At 66.0% G+C, this 21,568-nt stretch carries 23 protein-coding genes; 20 read left to right on the top strand and 3 right to left on the bottom strand.

Annotation, left to right across the window (positions count from 1 at the left end; genetic code table 11):
• The first annotated feature begins 8 nt into the window (after nt 1-8).
• From EDF42_RS07715 to EDF42_RS07670, 11 genes are all read left to right on the top strand, one after another.
• Complete coding sequence (locus tag EDF42_RS07715; RefSeq protein WP_123293725.1) at nt 9-515, top strand: universal stress protein; 507 nt, start codon at nt 9-11, stop codon at nt 513-515.
• Nucleotides 512-1,258, top strand: coding sequence for a 2,3-diphosphoglycerate-dependent phosphoglycerate mutase (locus EDF42_RS07710; protein WP_123293726.1), 747 nt, complete (start codon nt 512-514; stop codon nt 1,256-1,258). Before EDF42_RS07715 ends, EDF42_RS07710 begins: the two co-directional genes overlap by 4 nt.
• Nucleotides 1,255-1,758: a CrcB family protein gene (locus EDF42_RS07705; protein WP_235035968.1), complete on the top strand. Its 504-nt coding sequence runs from the start codon at nt 1,255-1,257 to the stop codon at nt 1,756-1,758. The genes EDF42_RS07710 and EDF42_RS07705 overlap by 4 nt, the downstream gene beginning before the upstream one ends.
• The gene (locus EDF42_RS07700; protein WP_123293727.1) at nt 1,755-2,126 is read left to right on the top strand and encodes a CrcB family protein; all 372 of its coding nucleotides are present in this window, start codon (nt 1,755-1,757) and stop codon (nt 2,124-2,126) included. The genes EDF42_RS07705 and EDF42_RS07700 overlap by 4 nt, the downstream gene beginning before the upstream one ends.
• A gap of 32 nt (nt 2,127-2,158) precedes the next feature.
• Nucleotides 2,159-2,644 (top strand): inorganic diphosphatase, encoded by a 486-nt coding sequence (locus tag EDF42_RS07695; protein WP_123293728.1) that lies wholly within the window; start codon nt 2,159-2,161, stop codon nt 2,642-2,644.
• 136 nt (nt 2,645-2,780) lie between these two features.
• A complete protein-coding gene (gene eno / locus EDF42_RS07690; RefSeq protein ID WP_123340877.1) occupies nt 2,781-4,124 on the top strand; it encodes a phosphopyruvate hydratase in 1,344 nt (447 codons plus the stop codon).
• 6 nt (nt 4,125-4,130) lie between these two features.
• Nucleotides 4,131-4,409, top strand: a complete 279-nt coding sequence (locus EDF42_RS18890; protein ID WP_131845087.1) for a hypothetical protein — start codon at nt 4,131-4,133, stop codon at nt 4,407-4,409.
• 139 nt (nt 4,410-4,548) lie between these two features.
• Entirely contained in the window at nt 4,549-5,325 is a 777-nt protein-coding gene (locus EDF42_RS07685) for an ABC transporter permease (RefSeq protein WP_395865292.1), read from the top strand.
• Nucleotides 5,326-5,943: 618 nt separating this feature from the next.
• Entirely contained in the window at nt 5,944-7,701 is a 1,758-nt protein-coding gene (gene ctaD, locus EDF42_RS07680; RefSeq protein WP_123293731.1) for a cytochrome c oxidase subunit I, read from the top strand.
• Nucleotides 7,702-7,772: 71 nt separating this feature from the next.
• Nucleotides 7,773-8,021, top strand: coding sequence for a hypothetical protein (locus tag EDF42_RS07675; RefSeq protein ID WP_123293732.1), 249 nt, complete (start codon nt 7,773-7,775; stop codon nt 8,019-8,021).
• Nucleotides 8,022-8,059: 38 nt separating this feature from the next.
• Entirely contained in the window at nt 8,060-8,542 is a 483-nt protein-coding gene (locus EDF42_RS07670) for a hypothetical protein (protein ID WP_123293733.1), read from the top strand.
• Nucleotides 8,543-8,589: 47 nt separating this feature from the next.
• Here EDF42_RS07670 and EDF42_RS07665 read toward each other — a convergent pair whose 3' ends face one another.
• Nucleotides 8,590-9,510 (bottom strand): LysR family transcriptional regulator, encoded by a 921-nt coding sequence (locus EDF42_RS07665; protein ID WP_235035966.1) that lies wholly within the window; start codon nt 9,508-9,510, stop codon nt 8,590-8,592.
• A gap of 152 nt (nt 9,511-9,662) precedes the next feature.
• Here EDF42_RS07665 and EDF42_RS07660 point away from each other — a divergent pair, with 152 nt between their 5' ends.
• Genes EDF42_RS07660 through EDF42_RS07640 form a run of 5 tightly spaced genes read left to right on the top strand, consistent with a single transcriptional unit; the run spans nt 9,663 to nt 14,815 of the window.
• On the top strand, nt 9,663-10,727 hold the full coding sequence (locus EDF42_RS07660; protein ID WP_235035965.1) for a TDT family transporter: 1,065 nt from the start codon (nt 9,663-9,665) through the stop codon (nt 10,725-10,727).
• Between the two features lie 32 nt (nt 10,728-10,759).
• Nucleotides 10,760-11,356 (top strand): uracil-DNA glycosylase family protein, encoded by a 597-nt coding sequence (locus EDF42_RS07655; RefSeq protein WP_159573342.1) that lies wholly within the window; start codon nt 10,760-10,762, stop codon nt 11,354-11,356.
• Nucleotides 11,353-12,444, top strand: a complete 1,092-nt coding sequence (locus tag EDF42_RS07650; RefSeq protein WP_200849223.1) for a thiamine pyrophosphate-dependent enzyme — start codon at nt 11,353-11,355, stop codon at nt 12,442-12,444. Before EDF42_RS07655 ends, EDF42_RS07650 begins: the two co-directional genes overlap by 4 nt.
• Nucleotides 12,441-13,457 (top strand): alpha-ketoacid dehydrogenase subunit beta, encoded by a 1,017-nt coding sequence (locus EDF42_RS07645; protein WP_123293737.1) that lies wholly within the window; start codon nt 12,441-12,443, stop codon nt 13,455-13,457. The genes EDF42_RS07650 and EDF42_RS07645 overlap by 4 nt, the downstream gene beginning before the upstream one ends.
• Nucleotides 13,454-14,815, top strand: coding sequence for a dihydrolipoamide acetyltransferase family protein (locus EDF42_RS07640; RefSeq protein WP_123671922.1), 1,362 nt, complete (start codon nt 13,454-13,456; stop codon nt 14,813-14,815). Before EDF42_RS07645 ends, EDF42_RS07640 begins: the two co-directional genes overlap by 4 nt.
• 34 nt (nt 14,816-14,849) lie before the next feature.
• Here EDF42_RS07640 and EDF42_RS07635 read toward each other — a convergent pair whose 3' ends face one another.
• Nucleotides 14,850-15,578, bottom strand: coding sequence for a potassium channel family protein (locus EDF42_RS07635; protein ID WP_243648839.1), 729 nt, complete (start codon nt 15,576-15,578; stop codon nt 14,850-14,852).
• 544 nt (nt 15,579-16,122) lie between these two features.
• Between EDF42_RS07635 and EDF42_RS07630 the strand changes: the two genes are divergently transcribed.
• From EDF42_RS07630 to EDF42_RS07620, 3 genes are read left to right on the top strand one after another with little or no spacing between them, the layout of a single operon-like run.
• On the top strand, nt 16,123-16,725 hold the full coding sequence (locus tag EDF42_RS07630; RefSeq protein WP_123293853.1) for a recombinase family protein: 603 nt from the start codon (nt 16,123-16,125) through the stop codon (nt 16,723-16,725).
• A gap of 5 nt (nt 16,726-16,730) precedes the next feature.
• Nucleotides 16,731-18,125, top strand: coding sequence for a Mu transposase C-terminal domain-containing protein (locus EDF42_RS07625; protein WP_123293740.1), 1,395 nt, complete (start codon nt 16,731-16,733; stop codon nt 18,123-18,125).
• Complete coding sequence (locus EDF42_RS07620) at nt 18,125-18,937, top strand: AAA family ATPase (protein ID WP_123293741.1); 813 nt, start codon at nt 18,125-18,127, stop codon at nt 18,935-18,937. Before EDF42_RS07625 ends, EDF42_RS07620 begins: the two co-directional genes overlap by 1 nt.
• Nucleotides 18,938-19,197: 260 nt before the next feature.
• Here the strand turns inward: EDF42_RS07620 and EDF42_RS07615 are convergent, their stop codons facing one another.
• Nucleotides 19,198-19,425: a hypothetical protein gene (locus EDF42_RS07615; RefSeq protein ID WP_123293742.1), complete on the bottom strand. Its 228-nt coding sequence runs from the start codon at nt 19,423-19,425 to the stop codon at nt 19,198-19,200.
• Between the two features lie 624 nt (nt 19,426-20,049).
• Between EDF42_RS07615 and EDF42_RS07610 the strand changes: the two genes are divergently transcribed.
• Complete coding sequence (locus EDF42_RS07610; protein WP_123293743.1) at nt 20,050-21,402, top strand: DUF1254 domain-containing protein; 1,353 nt, start codon at nt 20,050-20,052, stop codon at nt 21,400-21,402.
• The last annotated feature ends 166 nt before the right edge of the window (nt 21,403-21,568 follow it).

Below are 21,568 nucleotides of genomic sequence, written 5' to 3'. Positions count from 1 at the left end.
GAGAAGACATGGTCGAGGCAGACTCCGCCCGCACGATCGTTGCCGGCGTACAGTCCGGGCAGGTAGAGAGCGTTGTCGGCGTTGCCACGCTGATCGCGAAGCATTTCGGTGCGTCGGTAGTGTGTGTTGCGGTGGATCCGGCGCTGCTGAACGCAGGAACTCGTCGGGACGGTTCGGAGATCATCGAACCGATCGATCCGGACACGGCGGACACCGAACCGCAGCAGCTGCCCGACCGCGACGTCGCCGTCATCCACGATCTCGCTGCAGCACGGTCGGTCCGGGTGGAGATCCTCACTCGGGTTGGAGATCCAAGCCGGGCGTTGGCGGCGGTGGCGGAGCAACGTGACGCGGTAATGATCGTCGTCGGGTCGCAGACGGGCCGACGCCGGGTTGCGGAGTTCTTGAACGGTTCCGTCGCCGCCCGCCTGACGCACCAGCAGCACCGTCCCGTCGTGGTCGTCCCACACGCTCCGGTCGGGTTCGAGAGCGCCCTGCCGTGGGATGCGTCGTGACGGGCCGGCTGGTGCTGCTGCGCCACGGGGAAAGCACCGCGAACCGGGCCGGCACCTTCACCGGCCTCCGCGACGAACCGTTGACCGTCGAGGGTGTCCAGCAAGCCGTGACCGCGGGGCGGCTCCTGCAGGCAGCAGGCATCTTGCCGGACCAGGTGCTCACGTCGACGCTGCAACGCACCGTGCACACTGCGGAACTGGTCCTCGACACCCTCGGCATCGCCATCCCGACGGAGAAGGTCTGGCAGCTCAACGAACGCAACTACGGCGCACTCACCGGGATGACCAAGACCGATGCCCGCCGAACGCTCGGCGACGACGAATACACCCGAATCCGCAGGTCCCGGAACGGCGCACCACCGGCGATGTCCCTGCAAGTGTGGACGGCGCTGCGGTCAAGTTCCGCGCTGCGCGACCTGTCAGACGCTGCCCTCCGACGCACCGAGGCCCTCTCCGATGTCATCGATCGGGTCCGACCCGTGCTGCAGGACCGACTTCTACCGATGGTGCGGTCGGGTCGGAGCGTCCTCGTCGTCGCGCACGGCAACTCGCTCCGCGCCATGTGCGCGTGCATCGACGACCTCACGGAGCCGGAACTGCACGCACTGAACCTGCCCACGGGGCAGCCGCTGCAGTATGAGCTTACGCCGACGGGTGCTCTCGTCCCGCGTGGTGGGGCGTTCCTGGATCCGGTAGCAGCGCACCACGCCGCGGCGCTGGTCGCGGCAGAAGGCGGAACATGACCACCCGAACGGACACCCCGATGCCCGATGATCAGCTCCCCTCCGACCCGGATGTGGACGTCTCCGACCCCGCAACGGCCATGCGGCCCGTGCACCTGCGGTGGCGGTACGTCGGCCTCGTCGCGGTCGGTGGCACGGTCGGCACACTCCTGCGCGACGTGATCAGTGCGCTGCTCCCAGCAGACGGCGGGGTGAGCTGGTCGATCTTCTGGATCAACATCAGCGGAGCGCTGCTGCTCGGGGTGCTCCTGGAAGCGTTGGCGCATCGCGGTCCCGACGCGGGCCGCCGCCGTGTCCTGCGTCTGCTGCTCGGCACGGGAGTGCTCGGCGGCTTCACCACCTACAGCACCCTCGCTGAGTCCACCGCCGCACTGTTCCTCACCGGCCACGGTCTCGCCGGCACCGGGTACGCGCTACTGACCGTCATAGCCGGTGCGATCGCGACCGCGGTCGGACTGGTGGTCGCCGGCTGGTTCCGCCCCCGGACGGTGTCCGCATGAACGCCGGCATCCTCCTCGCGGTCGCGGCCGGTGGCGGCGTGGGCGCTGCCGGCCGGTTCCTCCTCGACGGGCTGATCAACACCGGCCGGGAGTTCCGGCTCCCCGTCGGCACGTTGACGATCAACATCACCGGGTCGCTGCTGCTCGGGCTCATCGTCGGCGCCGCCAGTCACCTCGGCGCAGCCCCCGTGGCGGTGCTCGGCACCGGGGTGATGGGCGGCTACACCACGTTCAGTACCGCCAACTTCGAAACGGTCCGCCTCGCCCGCAGCGGCCGGATCACCGCCGCAGCCGTCAACGGTCTCGGGATGCTCGTCCTCTCGGTCGCGGCAGCCATCGCCGGCATCCTCCTTGGCGGTCTGCTGTGACCGCCACCCCACATCCTGGAACGGGCCTTCCCATGCTGTTCGACGTCACGATCGAGGTTCCCCGCGGCAGCGGCAACAAGTACGAAGTCGACCACACCACCGGCCGGATCCGGCTCGACCGGGCCGTGTTCACCAGCATGGTGTTCCCCCAGGACTACGGCTCCATCGATGACACGCTCGGCGATGACGGCGACCCCCTCGACGCGCTCGTGCTGCTGCCCCGACCGACGTTCCCGGGCGTCGTCATCACGGTCCGGCCGATCGGGATGCTCCGCATGGTCGACGAGAACGGCGGCGACGACAAGATCCTCGCCGTCCCCGCCGGCGACGACCGGTTCGAAGACCTGCAGGACATCAGCGACGTCCCGGAGCACACCCTCATCGAGATCGAGCACTTCTTCTCCCACTACAAGGAGATCGAACACGGCAAGCACGTCACCACCAACGGGTGGGCCAACCGTCCTGCTGCCGAAGCCGTCATCCGCACCGCACAGGAAGCCCACACCCGACACCCGTGATCCACGGGCCCCTTGACCGCCGCGGGGAGGCACTGGCGCTGAGTGATCGCCAGCAGGTCGTCCCCTCCGCCTCCCCGCGGCTTTCCCTTCCATCCGCACGACCACGACGCATGACCCGACCAGAAGGAGCGTCACCATGAACGACTACATCAGCGGCATCCACCACCACGGAGCCCACCAGGGCGAGTACGTCACCCACCGCGACCACCCCGTCACCATCGACGCCGTCCACGGCACCCGCATCCTCGACTCCCGCGGCTACCCGACCGTCCGCGTCCTGCTCGAACTCGACGACGGCCGCACCGTCACCGGCGACGCCCCCGCGGGCGCATCCACCGGCGCCCACGAAGCCGTCGAGCTCCGCGACGGCGGAACAGCGTTCGGTGGCCGCGACATCACCCAGGCGCTCCACCTGATCAACACCGACATCGCGGGCCTGCTCACCGGCCGGTCCTGGTCCGCGATCGGACAGGTCGACGCCGCCCTCGCCGAACTCGACGGCACCACCGGGTACCGCCGGCTCGGCGCGAACAGCGTCGTCGCAACCTCCATCGCCGCCTCCCGGGCCCTCGCACACGCCGCGGACCTCCCACTCTGGCAGTGGATCGCCGAGATCACCGGCTCGACGCCGCGGATGCCGGTCCCGCACTTCAACGTCCTCAACGGCGGCGCGCACGCAGCGAACAAGCTGGACTTCCAGGAGTTCATGATCGCCCCCGTCAACGCCTCAACGATGGCCGACGCTGTCCGCATCGGCGCGGACGTCTACCACGCCCTCGCGGGCCTGGTACGGGACCGGTTCGGTAGCCTCGGCCTCGGCGACGAGGGCGGCTTCGCACCATCGATCGCTGCACCCGAGGAAGCGCTCGACCTGCTGGTCACCGCGATCCGCGCCGCAGGCTACGAGCCGGGCGTCGACCAGGTGGCGATCGCCCTCGATCCGGCCGCGAACGAGTTCTCCCTCGGAGACGGCTCGTACCGGATGCTCGACGACAGCCTCGACCGGGACGGGCTGGTCGACTACTACCGGCAGCTCATCGACACGTACCCGATCCGCAGCATCGAAGACGGGTTCGCTGAGGACGACCATGAGGGGTTCCGCCGCATGCAAGCGGCGCTCGGTGACCGGATCCAGACCGTCGGCGACGACCTCTACGTCACCGACCCCCAGCGCATCCGCGACGGCGGCGAGCAACACCTGACGAACGCGGCACTGATCAAGCCGAACCAGATCGGTACGGTCTCCCAGACCCTCGGTGCGATCGCCACCGCCACCAGCATCGGGATGGCCAGCATGGTCTCCCACCGTTCCGGGGAGACCACGGACACGTTCATCGCCGACCTCGTCGTCGGAACCGGTACTGGGCAGATCAAGTCGGGCGCACCCGCCCGCGGGGAACGGGTCGCAAAGTACAACCGGCTCACCGAAATCGCCGAGCAGCACCCGGGACTGCCCTACGGCTTGATCGGGCAGCGGTGAGCGACAATGCAGCGCATCGTGAAATGGTCTCCAGTGGAGACGCATCAGTACGGGTGGGACCGAAGCGCACCAGCAGATGACTGGATGGCATCCGATGTTGACGCGCACCATGTGGAGTGGTTCGACGTAGACGTGAACCATCTTGTGCAGGTCCCGGCGCTGCAGCAGGCGCTCACGCGCGATGGTCAGATCGGTACGATCCGGGAGATGACGCACGAGATGCGTGATGGGCAACGCATCTTCATCTTTCTCGTCGACTTTGGCAGACAGGGCGGTGACCAATAGTCGGCATGCTCCCGGCGATCCGGCGGACCGAATCAACGATGCTCAGGCGGGCGGTCCTGCCCGAGGGCAAGGGGACGCGCGCCTTGGCCGGACACACCTTCTTTTCTTCCCGATCTGGGTACGCCTGCAACCTGAGCGCGTGGCGGCCGCCGGTGGAAGGAGCGAGTTGATCAATTCCGATGAAGCCGTCCGCACTCTCGTCGGCGTGGTCACTCTCGTCGGTGTTACGGCGGCGGTGTTGCTGGCAGTGCGCGCACCCTCACCGTGGGCTCCAGCATTCGCAGTTGGGCGGGGGGTGTTGCAGTTGGCTGCGATCAGCGTGCTGCTGACAGGGATCATCCGCTCGCCGGCGCTGATCACCATCGCGCTCTTGGTGATGTTCACGGTCGCGGCCATTACCTCAGCTCGACGGCTCGGCACGCTCCGCGCTCGCATTGTCCCAGTCGCGACGTGCATGGCTGCAGGAATCATGGTCGCCGGCGTACTCGTCTTCGGAACCGGGGCCATCGCGCTCACCCCGCGATACGTTCTCGCGATCGGAGGCATCGTGATCGGGAACACAATGACGATCTCGACCTTATCCGGAAGGCGATTCGTCGAACTCGTCGATGACCGATGGGACGAAGTCGAAGGGTGGCTCGCCCTTGGAGCGCAGCCACGGCAGGCCACCGTCGACCAGGTCCGCCGAGCGATCGGCGCAGCATTGGTGCCAACAGTGGACCAGACGAAAACGACCGGGCTGGTCACGCTTCCCGGAGCGTTCGTCGGCGCGGTCTTCGGTGGGGTTTCGCCCATCGAGGCCGGACGATTCCAGATCGTCGTCCTCGCCGTCATCATCGGCGCTGGCAGCATCGTGGCCACCGCACTCACCGCCTGGCTCGCTCCCGTTGCAACCCGCCCCACGCGACCACGCTGACACCCGGAAATCCCGCGCGGCACCGGCAGCCGGCACAGAGGAAACTCAGTCCGCCGCCGCCCCTTCCTCCCGACGCAGGTTCGCTCGAGTGAACCCCGGCCCGGTTCCGCCGAGCTGACACCACGACACGGACCAGTGCACCGTGCCGACCAGTGCACCGTGCCGATGATGCTCGGTGGCATGGAAGTCGCCCGCTGCGCGTCGCAACCGCCGCCGCACACAACACGCCGTTGTGTGGTCACAACCGAATCTCCGTTGCCGACCGCCCGAGCGGCGAGGAAGATCGGCAGGAACGCTTCCACGAACAGGAGAGCCATGCTGATGCGCCCCAATCAACGTTCGGGTGGACCGCTCAACGGAACGGCTCGCAGCCGGTGTTACGTCGCGACGGATGCATTCGACATGCACGACCAGGCAGTCGCCGACGTCGTCACCGAAGCTGAGCAGGTGGTGCAGTCACATGCCACGACCCGGGTGCGTCACCGCCAGCCTGCTAGCGCTGCTGGGCTCATGCCAGCCCCAGTGCGTGCCTGATCGCTGCCGTCCTATTCGTGTGACCCCAGCGAGCCGGCAGAATTCGCCCAACCAGTCTCTGCACTGCATGTCGAAAGGCAGCTCATGACCGCCACAACCCCGCGCACCACCGACACCGGGGTGCCCGTGTTCGATGCGCCCCGGACCGGCGCAAAAGGAAACATCATTGTCCGGTGGATCACCTCCACCGACCACAAAGTCATCGGCTACCTATACATGATGACCTCATTCATGTTCTTCCTCCTCGCCGGCGTCATGGCCCTCGTGATCCGCGCGCAACTGTTCGAACCGGGCCTCCAAATCGTGGCGACAAAGGAGCAGTACAACCAACTGTTCACCATGCACGGCACGATCATGCTGCTGCTGTTCGCGACACCGTTGTTCTCGGGTTTTGCGAACGCGATCATGCCGCTGCACCTCGGCGCGCCGGATGTCGCGTTTCCCCGACTGAACGCCTTTTCGTACTGGATCTACCTGTTCGGCGGCCTCATCACTGTGGGCGGTTTCCTGACTCCGCAGGGTGCAGCATCGTTCGGGTGGACCGCGTACGCGCCACTGTCGGACACGACCTTCACGCCAGGCCTCGGTGGCACCCTGTGGGTGTTCGGGCTCATCCTCGTCGGATTCGCATCAATCCTCGGGTCGGTCAACTTCATCACCACCATCATCTGCATGCGTGCCCCCGGCATGACGATGTTCCGCATGTCGATCTTCTCCTGGACCGTCCTGGTAACTGCGCTGCTGGTACTGATCGCGTTCCCGGTATTGGCCGCTGCCCTCTTCGGCCTCGGCCTCGACCGTGTCTTCGACGCGCAGATCTTCAATCCCGCCAACGGTGGAGCGCTGCTGTGGCAGCACATGTTCTGGTTCTTCGGGCACCCCGAGGTGTACATCATCGCGTTGCCGTTCTTCGGCATCATCTCCGAGATCATGCCCGTGTTCAGCCGAAAGCCGATTTTCGGCTACAAGACACTGATTTACGCCACCATCTCTATCGGAGCCTTGTCGGTGACCGTGTGGGCACACCACATGTACGTCACCGGCAGCGTCCTGCTGCCGTTCTTCTCACTGATGACGATGCTGATCGCAGTCCCGACCGGGGTGAAGATCTTCAACTGGATCGGCACCATGTGGCGCGGCTCGGTGACATTCGAAACACCGATGCTCTGGGCTGTCGGGTTTCTCATTACCTTCACCTTTGGTGGCCTTACCGGCGTGATCCTGTCGTCTCCGCCGTTGGACTTCCACCTCTCCGACAGCTACTTCGTCGTCGCCCACTTCCACTACGTCGTGTTCGGCACCGTCGTGTTTGCAATGTTCGGCGGTTTCTACTTCTGGTGGCCGAAGTGGACCGGGAAGATGCTCAACGAACGGCTCGGCAAGATCCACTTCTGGTTACTGTTCCTCGGGTTCCACACCACGTTCCTCGTGCAGCACTGGCTCGGCGTGATCGGCATGCCCCGCCGTTACGCGACCTACTTGCCGCAGGACGGGTTCACCTGGCTGAACCAGGTCTCCACGATCGGGTCGATACTGCTCGGGATCTCATTCCTGCCATTCCTGTTCAATATCTACATCACGGCTCGGAAGGCACCCAAGGTGCAGGTCAATGACCCATGGGGGTACGGTCGCTCCCTCGAGTGGGCAACCCAGTGTCCGGTACCGCGACACAACTTCACCTCGATCCCCAGGATCCGGTCGGAGTCCCCGGCGTTCGACCTGAATCACCCTGAGGCTGGCATCCCGATCGGGCGCGGCCCATTCACAGATGCTCCGGATGGCCCCGTGGTGCATGGCAATTCTGTCAAGCAGGTTGGCGACGAGAACGGGCAGACGTTCTGATGCAACGGACGAGTCGGTCTCGCAGACGATTCAGTGCCAACGACGCGGAACGTGATCGGAGCGTGTCGCGGATGTCGATGAGCATGCGGGAAGCTGCGCAGATCTCGGCCAATGCCCGCAACGGACTGTTGGACCTGTCCGATCCGACGATCCGCCGTCTGGTCGGCGATGCGCACCAGATCACCGTCCGGGCGAGCGTGTGGGGCGACGCACCAGATGGGCAACCCCGCCGGCAGAAGCGGCTGCTGCTCACCGGCGTCTCCCTCGTCGTCTTGATCGCTGCCGCAGCACTGTTCGTTCCGCTGCTGCATGCCGTTTGATCCGTCCCCGACACCCGCCGCCACATAAGGGAGCACCAATGACCCCCCACACCATCGCCAGCGTGTACCGCGACGTGGTGCATCAGTGGAGCACGCAGTACGCCGGCCGGCGATCGATCATCGCGGTCGATGGTGATTCCGTCGACGCCGTGCACGCGGTTGCGACGGCGCTCGGTGACGCGGTCACTGCAGCTGGCTACGCCGTGCAACACGAGACGATCACTTCGGTCATCACCGCGATGGGAGCACGAGCGGATGTGGCGATTCCCTTCCGCAGCGACCCGGTAGGAGCGGACGTGCTCATCGTGACCGGATGGGGACTGTTGCAAGTGCCCGCTCGAGGGCTCTGGGACTGGACGATCTGGGCCAGTACCGGCATTGTCCGCGCGCCCATCCGTGATGTCGGAGCCGCGCAGGCGTTCACGCAACGAGACGAACCGCGATCCGCAGCGAACGCCATCATCGACGTTTCCAACCCCAACACACCATTCCGTGAATGGAACGACGCGTGCGCAATATGACAACCCCGCGAAGCCGTGGCCGCCAGCTCCGGTTCGCCAGCAGACGACTACACCGGGTGGGTTGCGGTGTGCAGGAACGCCGCGGTCGCGGCTGATGGCGGCGTCGACCAGATCGCGGTAAACCGCCGAAGCGGTGATGGGCCATCGACCGGGACCCGCACGAGGACCCCAGCGTCGACATCCGCACGTACCGAACGGACACTCATCACCGCCGGCGCCACGCCTGAGCGAACGTTCGCGCGAATCACCGCGGTGGTATCAAGCTGCGCCGCCGGTTCCACCATCGTCAACCCCTGGTCACGCAACCACCCTTCCACGACAGCGCGCGTGCCCGATCCCTGCTCGCGCACCAGCAGCGGTGTCGCGGCGACATCCGCCGCCGTCACAGACGCCGCTGACGCCCATGGATGCTCTGCCGCAACGACCACCGTGAGCTCATCGTCCGCAACCGGCATCGCATGAAGATCCACCGGCGTGTGTGGCCCCTCAACGAACCCGATGTCAGCGGCGCCGGTGCGGACGTACCCGATCACGTCGGTGCTGTTCCCCGCCAACATGCGCACACTGATCTCCGGCGCCGCACGACGGGAGCGCAACAACCACTCCGGCAACATCAACTCCGCGATCGTTTGCGACGCGGCAACCGTGATCGTGCCCGATGGCAGCCGCAGTGCATGCACACCTGCCTCCAATCGTGCTGCCGCATCCAACACCGGTGCGGCAAGCTCCATCACCGTCGCCCCAGCATCGGTGAGCCACGAACCCGACGAGGAACGCACCACCAGCTGCACCCCGACCATCCGCTCCGCCGCCGCAATCCGCGCTGACACCGCCTGTTGAGTGATGCCCAACTGGCTCGCAGCCATCGACAACGAGCCCGACTCCGAGACACGCTGCAGCACGTCCAACGTGTCGAGATCCAGCTTCCGGTCCGTCACACGACGTTTCACAAACCATGATTGTGCCACCCCGAAACAGTTCGTGGTTCCACCCCGCCCGAGGTCGGGGTCAGACTGCCTGCATGACCACCCAGACCGCACCGGCACCCAGCACGACCAAGCGGCACGGTGCCCCAAAGCGGCGCACGGTGTTCCGAGAGCTCGATCGGCCAGGGCATATCGTGTCGAACCTGACTCCGAACTGGTTCGCATCCATCATGGGCACCGGCATCGTCGCCGTCGCCGCTGCATCACTCCCGCTGCAGTTCCCAGGGCTGCGCACTGGCGCGACGGTGGTGTGGGCAATCGCTGCGATCCTGCTCATCGCCCTCACCATCGCGACGGTCCTGCATTGGGTGCGCTACCGGGACACCGCGGCGAAGCACCACCTGCACCCGGTCATCTCGCACTTCTACGGCGCCCCGCCAATGGCGTTTCTCACCGTCGGTGCAGGCACGATCCTGCTCGGCAAGGACTGGATCGGCCTCCCCGCCGCCGTCACCATCGACTGGGTCCTCTGGACCATCGGCACCATCGGAGGACTGCTCACGGCAGTGCTCGTGCCGTACCTGGCGTTCACCCGCCACGAGAACAAACCCGACTCCGCGTTCGGCGGTTGGCTGATGCCGATCGTCCCGCCGATGGTGTCCGCCTCCACCGGAGCGCTCCTCCTGTCCTACGCCCCCGCCGGACAGGCACGGGAGACGCTGCTGTGGGCCTGCTACGGCTTCTTCGGCCTCAGCCTCATCACGTCCCTGGTCGTGATCACCCTGATCTGGAACCGTCTCGCGCAGCACAAGGTCGGCGCCGCCGGCATGGTCCCGACTCTGTGGATCGTCCTCGGGCCGGTCGGGCAGTCGATCACCGCCGTGAACCTCCTCGCCTCGAACGCCCCCACCGTTGTCGATGCGAGTACCGCGCATGCCCTGCTGGTCGTGGCGCTGGTGTACGGGTTCGCGATGCTCGGCTTCGCGCTGCTGTGGACCGTCATCGCCCTCGCCATCACCATCCGCACCGCGAAGCAGCACCTCCCGTTCAGCCTGACCTGGTGGTCGTTCACGTTCCCCGTCGGCACCTGCGTCACCGGCCTGAACGGCCTGGCCCTGCACTCCGGACTCACCGTCGTCGCTGGCCTCGCCGTCCTGTACTACGCCGGCCTCGTCGCCGCGTGGATCACTGTTGCCGTCCGCACCTTCCACGGCTCCGTCATCCGCGGCACCCTCCTCGCGCCCCCGAAGCCAGCTTGATGCGGCGATCACCACGTGATGCTGCCGCCGCTGTGCGCGACACCGGTCGGACGTTCGCACCGGCGGATGTTCGGTCGCTGAACGGGTTGGCGGAGATGTGGCGGCTCGCACCGGATGGGACCAGGCGATTCGTGCCGGGCTTCGACGCTCACTCCGGTGGGGTCGAATCCCAGGTCCTGGTGCTGATGGAATCGCCCGGTCCCGCCACGATCGCGGTCGGCGCGGGTGCGATCTGCAGCGAGGACAATCCCGGCCCGACAGTGGCTGCGTTCAGGCGCGCGCGTGCGGAATCTGGGCTGCCGCGTACGGCGTACCTGCGGTGGAATATCGTGCCGTGGGAACTCGCGAGAAGACCCACGCGAGCAGATCTGGTGGAAAGCATCCCCGCGCTGTCGACGCTCCTTGCCTCGCTTCCGCAACTGGCCGCGATCGTCACCTTCGGAGCCACGGCGCTGGACGGCGTCATGCGGTACCTCACCATGACAGACGCCCCGACTGTGCTACCGGTGATCGCCGCGCCACACCCCTCACCGGCCAACGGTCGGCACCGGGCCGAACAACACCTCCGCGCCGTGAATGCGTTACGGGTCGGATGGGCAATTGCGCAAAGGAGCAGCAGACCGTTATGACCTCCCGCACAACGCCGACGCAAGAGCCCGACAACATCCCCGAAGAGCAACAAGCTGAGCTGCTGTCCTTGATGCTCCGAGTGCGGCGGTTCGAGGAACGCGCCGCCCGCGCCTACACGCAAGCCCTGATCGGTGGATACTGCCACCTGAATCTCGGCGAGGAGGCTGCGGTCGCCGGGATCACGACCGCGATGCAGCCGATGGATTACCTGTTCACCAACTACCGGGAGCACGGGTACGCGATCGGCCGCGGAATCGACCCGAACCGGGTGATGGCGGAGTTGTACGGCCGCGTCGACGGGGTTTCCAGTGGTTGGGGCGGCTCCATGCACATGTTCGACCTCACCGCGAGGCTCCTCGGCGGCTATGGGATCGTCGGCGGGCAAATCCCGCTCGCCACCGGGGCAGCCCTCGCGATCGACTACCGCGGCGGCGACGAGGTCGTGGTGTGCACGCTCGGAGACGGGACGACGAACATCGGCGCGTTCCACGAGTCGTTGAACCTCGCCGCGCTGTGGCATCTGCCGATCGTGTACGTCATCATCAACAACCAGCTCGGGATGGGCACGACCGTCGAACACGCCTCCGCGGAACCGAAACTGTACAAGCGCGCTGCCTCCTACCGGATGGCCGCCGAACGCGCCGACGGGCTGCACCCGGTCACCGTGCAGCAAGCGATGACCCGCGCACTCGCGTCAGCGCGTCGAAATGAGCCGTTCCTGCTGGAACTCACCACCGAACGCTTGAAAGGCCATTCGGTGGTGGACCCGGCGAAGTACCGCACCGACAGCGAAACGGAAGCGCTCCGCGAGCACGACCCGGTCGCCGCCTACCGGGCGGCGCTGATCGCCGCAGAGATCATCGACGACGATGCCGCCGCCGCCATGGACGCCGCCGCCATCGCTGCAGCCACCGCGGCAGCGGACTACGCCGCGAACAGCGCCCACCCGGACCCCAGCACCCTGTTCGACTACACCTACGCCACACCGGTCCCGAACGACACGCGCCGGCTCCCTGCACAGCCGCTGTTCCCACCGCCCACTGACACGAACTATCCCGCCACGACAAGTCAGGAGCAGACCCGATGACTGTGATGAGCTACCGGGACGCGCTCCGGATGACGCTCCGCGAGGAACTCCTCGCGGACGAGAACGTGCTCCTGCTCGGCGAAGAGATCGGGATATTCGAAGGGTCGTACAAAATCACTCAGGGGCTGCTCGAGGAGTTCGGGCCACGCCGTGTCCGCGACACCCCAATCGCGGAAGAAGGGTTCACCGGTGCCGCGATCGGTGCCGCGATGCTCGGACTGCGACCGGTGGTGGAGATCATGACCATCAACTTCTCCCTCCTCGCACTCGATCAGATCGTCAACCACGCCGCGAAGATCTACGGCATGTTCGGCGGGCAGAGCCGCGTACCGCTAGTGATCCGCACACCAGGTGGCGGCGGTCAACAGCTCGGTGCAACGCACTCGCAGAACGTGGAGCTGTACTACGCGTTCGTACCCGGTATGAAAGTCGTCGCACCGTCCACCCCAGCGGACGCACGTACGCTCCTGCGTGCGTCGATCCGGGACGACGACCCGGTGCTGTTCCTCGAGAACCTCGCCCTCTACAACATCAAGGACGACGTACCCGATGACGTCGACGACGTCGAAATTGGTCGCGCCGCTGTCAGCCGCGTCGGGTCTGACGTCACGCTCATCGGCTACTCACGCACCGCGCACCTGGCGCGGCAAGCAGCAACACGGCTCGCCGAGGACGGCATCGACGCCGAAGTCATCGACCTGCGAAGCCTCCGCCCACTCGATCGCGAGACCGTGATCCGTTCCGTGCGGAAGACCCACGCCGCGGTCGTCCTTGAAGACGACTGGCTCACTTACGGCATCGGCGCGGAGCTTGCCGCGTCGATCTCCGACGGCGCCTTCGACGACCTCGACGCACCAGTCCGCCGCGTCGCGATGGCCGAAGTTCCCCTGCCATACGCCAAGCCCCTCGAAACGGTGGCCCTTCCCGCGCTCGAGGACGCGATTACCGCCGTCCACGAAACCCTCCACGCGGTCGGCTGGCGCGCCTCCGACCGGAACGGAACGTCCCGATGATCCAGATCACCATGCCGCGGCTGTCGGACACGATGGAAGAAGGCGCCATCTCCGCCTGGCACAAGCACCCCGGCGACATCGTCGAAGTCGGCGACATCCTCGTCGAGATCGAAACCGACAAAGCCACCATGGAATACGAAGCCTACGACGCTGGCACCTTGACGGAGATCCTCGTTCCCGAAGGAGAGAACGTTGCGATAGGGACTCCCATCGCGACGCTCGACGACGGTTCCGGCCCCGCGCTCAGCCCGGCGGATGGCCAACGCGCGGACTCGCCCTCCGATGAGCACACATCGCCGACCACTCCAACGTTCGTCCCCGCTCCCGCGTTCGACACATCATCCGAGCACGACCACCCCGCACGCACATCGGAAGATCCCCCCGTGGAGCCGCAACAGCGTGAACGCTCCGAAGGCATACCCGCGCCGGCAGAGCACATCGCGTTCGCGTCCCCACTGGCACGCAAACTCGCTCGCGAACACCACGTCGACATCGCCACCGTTCACGGATCGGGCCCCGGCGGCCGCCTTGTCAGGGCTGATGTCGAAGCCATCATCGACGCGGACCAGAGTGCTGCAGCTTTAGAGCACGATGTCCCGTCGACGGCAACGCTCCCCGTGCCTGGCAGCGCCTCCACACACCATCAGCAAGACACCGACGCGGACGTGACGACGCCGATGACCGGGACGCGGAAGGTGATCGCTCGCCGACTCACCGAGAGCGCCCGCACCATCCCGCACTTCACCGTCACCGCCGTCGCCGACGCTGACGCCCTCATTGATCTGCGCACCATGGTGAACGCATCACGGATCAGACAAGACACCGCGAAAGTCAGCCTCAACGACTTCATCGTCAAGGCCGCAGCCCTCGCCCTGGCCGCGCACCCGGCCATCAACGTCTCCTACCAAGACGACCCGGATCCTGCGATCACGCAGCACACTGCAGTGAACATCGGGATCGCGATGGCCGCGCCGGCCGGCCTCGTTGTCCCGGTCATGACACATGCCGACACCAGAAGCGTCAGCAGCATCAGCGCCGCCAGCCGATCCTTCAGCGCCCGTGCGGCGGATCGGAAACTGCAACCCGCCGACATGACCGGCGGCACGTTCACCGTCAGTAACCTCGGCATGTTCGGCGCGGAGTCCTTCACCGCCATCATCAACCCGCCCGAAAGCGCAATCCTCGCCGTTGGAGCAGCGACGGCGGACGCTGCCGTACACGACGGCAACCTCGTCGTCCGCCACAGGATCCGCCTCACGCTCTCCGCAGACCATCGCGTCATCGACGGCGCCCTCGCCGCTCAATACCTACAGACGCTCACCAGCCTCCTTGAAGACCCGATCTCACTCTTACTATGACGCCACGGAACGATCTGGACACCGTGGCAGGGAATCATTCACCCGACGGCGGTCGACGTTGCTGCAGCTCCTCCGGCAGCGACCGGATCTCGGCAGACAGTTCACGTAGTTCACGCCGGGTCGCGATCTGTGCTTCGTCGTCACGTCGACCGACCTGATCAATGATCCAGCTCGCGATTGTCGCGGTAACTACACCCAGCAGCGCGATGCCACTGATCATCACTCCCGCGGCGATCAACCGACCTGTCTCGGTCACCGGGGTCAGATCACCGTACCCAACGGTCGTGATCGTGACCAACGCCCACCACAGCGCATCCCCGAATGACACAATCGTCGCGCCGTCGGCATGCCGTTCCACATCGAGGATCGCTAACGCGGACACGAACACCAGCAAAGCTGTCGTCACAATCACGTACACGATCACTCGCCCGCGAACGGCAGCCCCGGTGCTCCGCTGCAGGACTCGGAACAGCTGCGCGAGCCGCAACAGCCGTAAAGGCCTCAGGAACGGCAACGCAAGAGCGGCCAGGTCCACCAGATGGTGCACGAACCACCGACCACGATGACGCGCCAACAGGAGCGTCACGAGGTAGTCCACCACGAACATCGCCCACGTGACGTTGATCACAACATCCGACACGAACGCGCTGCGGCCGTGATGATCGGCGAGCACCTCCACCGCATACGCAGCAAGAAACGCTCCCGCCGCGATCGCAAGCGGCCACCGCATTACCCGTTCCCACCGCTGCTGTGTCCACCTCACATGTGCACGATATTGCCCCTCGCCTCAGCCAGCACCTACCGAAGACCTCCCCGCGACCACGTCGACCCCCGCTCCGAGCGGGCCGCCCGAAACCGGACTCCTGGGACGCCAGATCCTGCGCCTAACCCTCACCTCGCGGGAACCACCGATTCCCGTCCGACCCGACGACATCGGGCGCGGCCGTCGCTCACTTGCCGGACTGCTCGAGATGCTCCCCGAACTCCGCGCCGTGGTCGCCAGCGGCGGTATGGCCATCGACAGCGTCATGCGACACCTCACCCTCCACGCTTGCGCCCGCGTCATCCCCGTCCTGGCAACGCCACACCCGTCACCGGCAAACGGACGCCATCGTTGAGAGCACCACCCGCAGCGGCTCCCTGCAAAGCCCGGATCTAGCTATGTGCCGATAACGAACCATTCCGCTACAACTGTCCGAACCGACGCTCCGGCAATATGCGAGACGGCGTGTCTTGTAGCGGAACTCAGTCCCGGAATCTACGTGTCGCCTCTACCCCTCCTGGTCGAGTTTCGCTACGTTCTCTTCATGGGGCACCTCCTCGGGTACGCGCGTGTATCCACCACCGACCAGGACGCGTCATTGCAGGTCGATGCGCTGAACGCTGCCGGCTGCTTCCGCGTATTCGTCGACACCATGTCTGGGTCACTCGAGCACCGACCAGAACTCGACAAGCTCCTCGACCAGATCCGCCCCGGCGACACACTCGTCGTCTGGCGTCTCGACCGACTCGGGCGCTCGATCCGGCACCTCATCGACCAGCTGCACGGCCTCGCGGACCGTGGTGTCGGATTCCGGTCGCTGCAGGAGACCATTGACACCACCTCGCCCGGCGGCCGCCTCGTCTTCCACGTGTTCGCGGCCCTGGCGGAGTTCGAACGGGACCTCATCAAGGAGCGCACCAATGCCGGCCTTGCTGCGGCTCGCGCCCGTGGCCGCACCGGCGGGCGTCCACCGCGGCTGTCCTCTGACCAAGTCCGAACGGCGCGCCGGTTGTACGAGCAGCAGGACATGACCGTCGCGCAGATCGGAGACGTCCTCGGAGTCAGCAGGACGACCATTTACCGCACGCTCGCGAAGCACACCGAGGTCATGACCGCTCGACGCACCAAGCCCTCCCCGTCGATGTAGCGACCGTGGACGCGGACGAGCGGTGGCGAATCCTTCGACTGCATGTCGATGACGCGATTCCGCTTGCCGAGCTCGTCCGCACAACGGGTGTGCCGCGTCGGACCCTGACGCGGTGGCTCGCCCGCTACCGAACAGGCGGCTACGACGCGCTCTCCGACAGTGTTCGCCTGGATCGTGGGGTCAGGCGCACATCGCCGGATCTCGTGGCTCTGGTTGAGGCACTGGCCCTGACCCGGCCACGACCTTCGATCGCCACCATCCACCGGCGCCTGGTCGAGCGCTGCGCTGGCCGCGACGCCGATGCACCGTCGTACTCGACCGTGCAGAACATCGTGCGCGCTCTCGACCCAGGGATGGTGACCCTGGCGCTCGACGGGCCTGCATCGTACCGGGATAAACACGAGCTGCTCCTCCGGCGTCGAGCGGACCAGCCGAACGCGGTCTGGCAGGCCGATCACACGATGCTCGACATCCTGATTGTCGGCCCGGACGGGAGGCCGGCTCGTCCTTGGCTGACCGTCATCCTCGACGACTACTCCCGAGCGGTGTGCGGGTATCTGGTGTTCCTCGGTGCGCCATCGGCGGCGAACACCGCGCTCGCTCTCCGGCAGGCGATCTGGCACAAGGTCCAACCCGATTGGCCCATCTGCGGCATCCCCAACGTGCTCTACGTCGACCACGGGTCCGACTTCACCAGCCACCGACTCAGTGCAACCGCCGGATCACTGCACCTTCGGATCGTGCACTCCGCAGTCGGTCGACCGCAAGGCCGCGGAAAGATTGAGCGGTTCTTTGGCACCGTCAACACGGAACTGCTCACCGGCCTGCCCGGCCACCTGACGACGAAGACGCCCGCTCCGTCACCAGTCCTCGACCTCGCTGGCCTCGATGCGGCTGTCGTGGCGTTCATCGGCCGCTACAACACTCGCATTCACCGGGAAACGAAACAGTCCCCGGTGGACGCATGGATCGCTGGCGGCTGGCTGGCCCGCATGCCCGACTCCCTCGAACAGCTCGACGGATTTCTCCTGACCGTGCCGGCGTCCCGGATCGTGCAACGCGACGGCATCCGCTTCCAGGGCCTTCGCTACACGTCACCAACACTGGCACCGTTCGTCGGGGCGACAGTGACGATCCGCTACGACCCACGAGACATCACCGAGATCCGCGTGTTCCACCGCAACATCTACCTCTGCACCGCAGTCAACCCGGAACACCAGAGCGAAACCGTCTCCCTCAAACAGATCCAGGCCGCGAGAAACGCGCACCGCCGAGCGCTCCGCGGACAGATCCAAGAACGCATCGCTGTCGTCGAACATCCGCCAGCGCAGGAGCCACCGTCCGAGCCCGTATCTCAGCAGCGCCGACGGAGGCTCCGTACCTACGAGGAGGACCAGTGATGCCCAACCAGTTCGTCGTCACCAAGGAACACCGTCGATTCACGGAGTTCGCCGACGCCGTTCGCAAGCAACAGACCATCGGAATCTGTTTCGGCGCCGCCGGCGTCGGCAAGACGCTCTCGGCCCGCCGCTACGCACACTGGGACCTCATCGGACCCTTCATCAAGCAATGGGGTCCTCGATCCGAAAGCGACCTCAAGGTCTACGCCGCTGCCCACCGAGCGCGCACCGTCTTCTACACGCCGCAGGTCGCTGCTTCCCTGCGGTCCCTTCGCGACCAGCTCGACTACGACCTACGCCACACGAACATCCTCGTCGAGGAACACCTCCGACTCATCGGTCACACCGTCAGCTACCGCCACGGTCAACCACCGTCCCAGCTCGAGCTCGTCATCGTCGACGAAGCGGAACGGCTTACCGCCACCGCGATCGAGTGGCTCCGCGATCAGTACGACCGCACAGGCACAGCGCTGATCTTGATCGGGATGCCCGGCATCGAGAAGCAATTCGCGCACTACCCGCAGCTCTACAGCCGTCTCGGCTTCGCACACCAGTACCGCCCACTCGGCCACGACGAGCTGCTGTTCGTCCTCGAACGCCAGTGGCGAAAGCTCGGCCACACCCTCGACCCTGACGACTTCACCGACGCCCAAGCCGTCGCCGCCATCGAACGGATCACCCGCGGTAACTTCCGCCTCCTTGAACGACTCCTCCCGCAGATCCAACGCGTGCTCCGCATCAACGAACTCGACGTCATCACCAACGACGTCATCGAAGCCGCCCGCAGCACTCTTGTCATTGGCGTCAGCTAACAAGCCAAAGAACGATGCCCGAACCGGGCCATGAGGCGCTGCCGCTCACAACGAGGACCCATGAAGAGAACGTAGCGAAACTCGTTGGACGGGGTAGTAGCGGGACGTAGATTCCGGGACTGGGTTTCGCTACAAGACACGCCGCTGTCGCCGATGTCTCACCGCGACCTCGGCCCGCTGTAGCGGAATCGGAGGTTTTTGATACGTCCGGCAGACAGAGCTCTCCTGACCGAATGAGGGACGGCTTTTTGAGCCGGCGGTTACTTCTGCCCTCGGCGTGCTCGACGCAGGTCTGCGACGATGCGAGCGCGCTCGGGATCCTTGGCCAGCGTGCGGTCGTCGATGACATCGATGACGTGCTGGATCAGTGCGACGACCTGCTTGGGCAGGACGACACTGAGCACGCCACCGACGACGGCGATGACGCCGGTCAGGGCAGCGGTACCACCGGAGGCCGTCAGCATGTCCACCGTGTCGGTGATGGGCATGATGCCTCCTTCGGGGTTGGCCAGATGTGGCCAGAACCCACCCGGCTTCGGGTGGGGGCATGAGGGCGCCGACGCGCAGCGAGGTGCGGCGGCGGATAGCAGGAGCGTCGAGCGCTTCCCACGGATGCCCTACTCAGATCAGGGCATGAAAAAAGCCGGTCCCGAGAGGGCCGGCCAGAGGCAGGGTCGTGCTGTCTTCAGTGTCAGCGTACAGAGCGGATGCGACACCCGGGAGATTCCGGGCAGACGCGTGCCGAGCGGGTCTCACAGTAGCGGAGCGGCCGGGCATGAAAAAAGCCGATCCAGAGGACCGGCTGTGGGCGCGCACTATGAACGCACGACGATGCTGACACATCTGACGGGCATTCGGCAAGAACTTCGTGGACAGTCGCCGCGCTTACCGCGGTCTCCGCCTACTGTCGCTGTCACGGTGGCGGTCAGGTGCCGCGCCGAGGGGGTGGGGCTTCTAAAGGCGAGCTTCGCCCCCGCCTTCTGCGCTGGCCGGCGCCCCAGGAGAGTGGTGATCTGCACCGCACTCCCTGCGACCAGCTGGGCGGCCGCCGCACGGAAGACCACCTGTTTCGGGTGGCGACCTCGGCGGGCTCGGCGGATGGACTCAGCGGCATGGCCGAATCGAACGATCCCCTGACAGGCGACATCGACGTGCAGCTCGTCACGAACGCGTACATCTACGGGTTCCCCTTGGTGTTCAACCTGCTCCAGGTGCTCCGGTTCACGACGGACGGCATCGGCGCAGTACCGGCCGCTGCGTTCAACACATTCAGTCACGGACGCACCCTTGCCGGCCCCGATGACACCTTCGTGACGATCAACAACGACACGCTCTACTCGATGGCTCAAGTCGACCTCAGCAGCGGGCCGGTGACGTTGCACGTGCCCGACACGGCAGGGCGGTACTACGTGCTGCAGTTCGTCGATGCCTGGACGAACAACTTCGCCTACGTCGGACACCGCGCCACCGGCACCGCCGCAGGCGACTACCTGCTCGTGCCACCGGACTGGGACGGCGAACCTGACGATGACGACACGGTCATCAGGTTCCCGACCACGGTTGCCTCCATCGTCGGACGGTGGGCAGTCGACGGCGACACCGACCTCCCGACGGTGCACGCGCTCCAAGACGCGACGACGTTGACTCCCCGCACGCCTGATGCTGCACCACACGGGCTGGCCGTTCCCGACCCGGAAGTGCCGGACGCGCTGGCGTTCCTCGAGCGCTTCCGCGTCTGGTCGCAGCAGTTCCCGCCGGCGCCGCGTGACGCCGCAGTGCAACGGTCCTTCGCAGGGCTCGGCGTGAATTCGGCGGCGTCGCCGTACGTTGGTTTGCCCGACGACGCCGTGGCGGCCCTGACGTCCGCACTCGAGGGGGCCTCAGCCCGACTGCGGCAGATCCTCGAGTCCGGCTCCAGCCCGCAGGTGAACGGCTGGAAGATGACGCTGCACGTGTTCGACTACAACCTCGACTTTTTCGAGGTCGGCGCGCTCGACGACGAGCGGTTCCGCATCGAGGATCCGACCGTTCGCTACGCCGAGCGTGCCGGTGCGGCGCTCGGCGGGTTGTGGGGTAACCACGCCTACGAAGCGGCCTACGTGATGACGTTCGTCGACGATCACGGCGACCAGCTCGACGGCACGCACGAGTACACCTTCCGCCTCGCACCACCGCCGCCGGTGGGTGCGTTCTGGTCACTCACGATGTACGGAGTGCCGGACTTCTTCCTCGTCGCGAACCCCATCAACCGCTACTCGATCGGCGACCGCACGCCGGACGTCGCCCAAGACGCCGACGGTGCACTCACGGTCACCATCGCGCACCAGCAGCCCGAGTCGCCCGATGCGAACTGGTTGCCGAGCCCCGCGGGACGATTCCGTCCGGTCCTGCGCATGTACGAGCCAGGTGACGAGGTCCTCGACGGGCGCTGGACCCCGCCCGCAATCGTGCGCACCGAACGGTAAGTCCCGTCGACGTCGCGAGCTACGCGACGAATCTGACAGCTAGAGCTACGACACAGAACAAACCGGCCACAGGCTTTCCTCCCTGAGGGCGTGGCCAAGTCCGCCAGGCCCGCGCGAGGTGCGCGGGGTTCGAGGTGCCGATGAGGACCGACAGCGCCGCTAATGC

The organism is Curtobacterium sp. PhB172, assembly GCF_003752545.1.
Taxonomy (GTDB): Bacteria; Actinomycetota; Actinomycetes; order Actinomycetales; family Microbacteriaceae; genus Curtobacterium.
The sequence above is the reverse complement of the archived record's forward strand: the minus strand, read 5'-3'. Positions and strand labels throughout refer to the sequence as shown.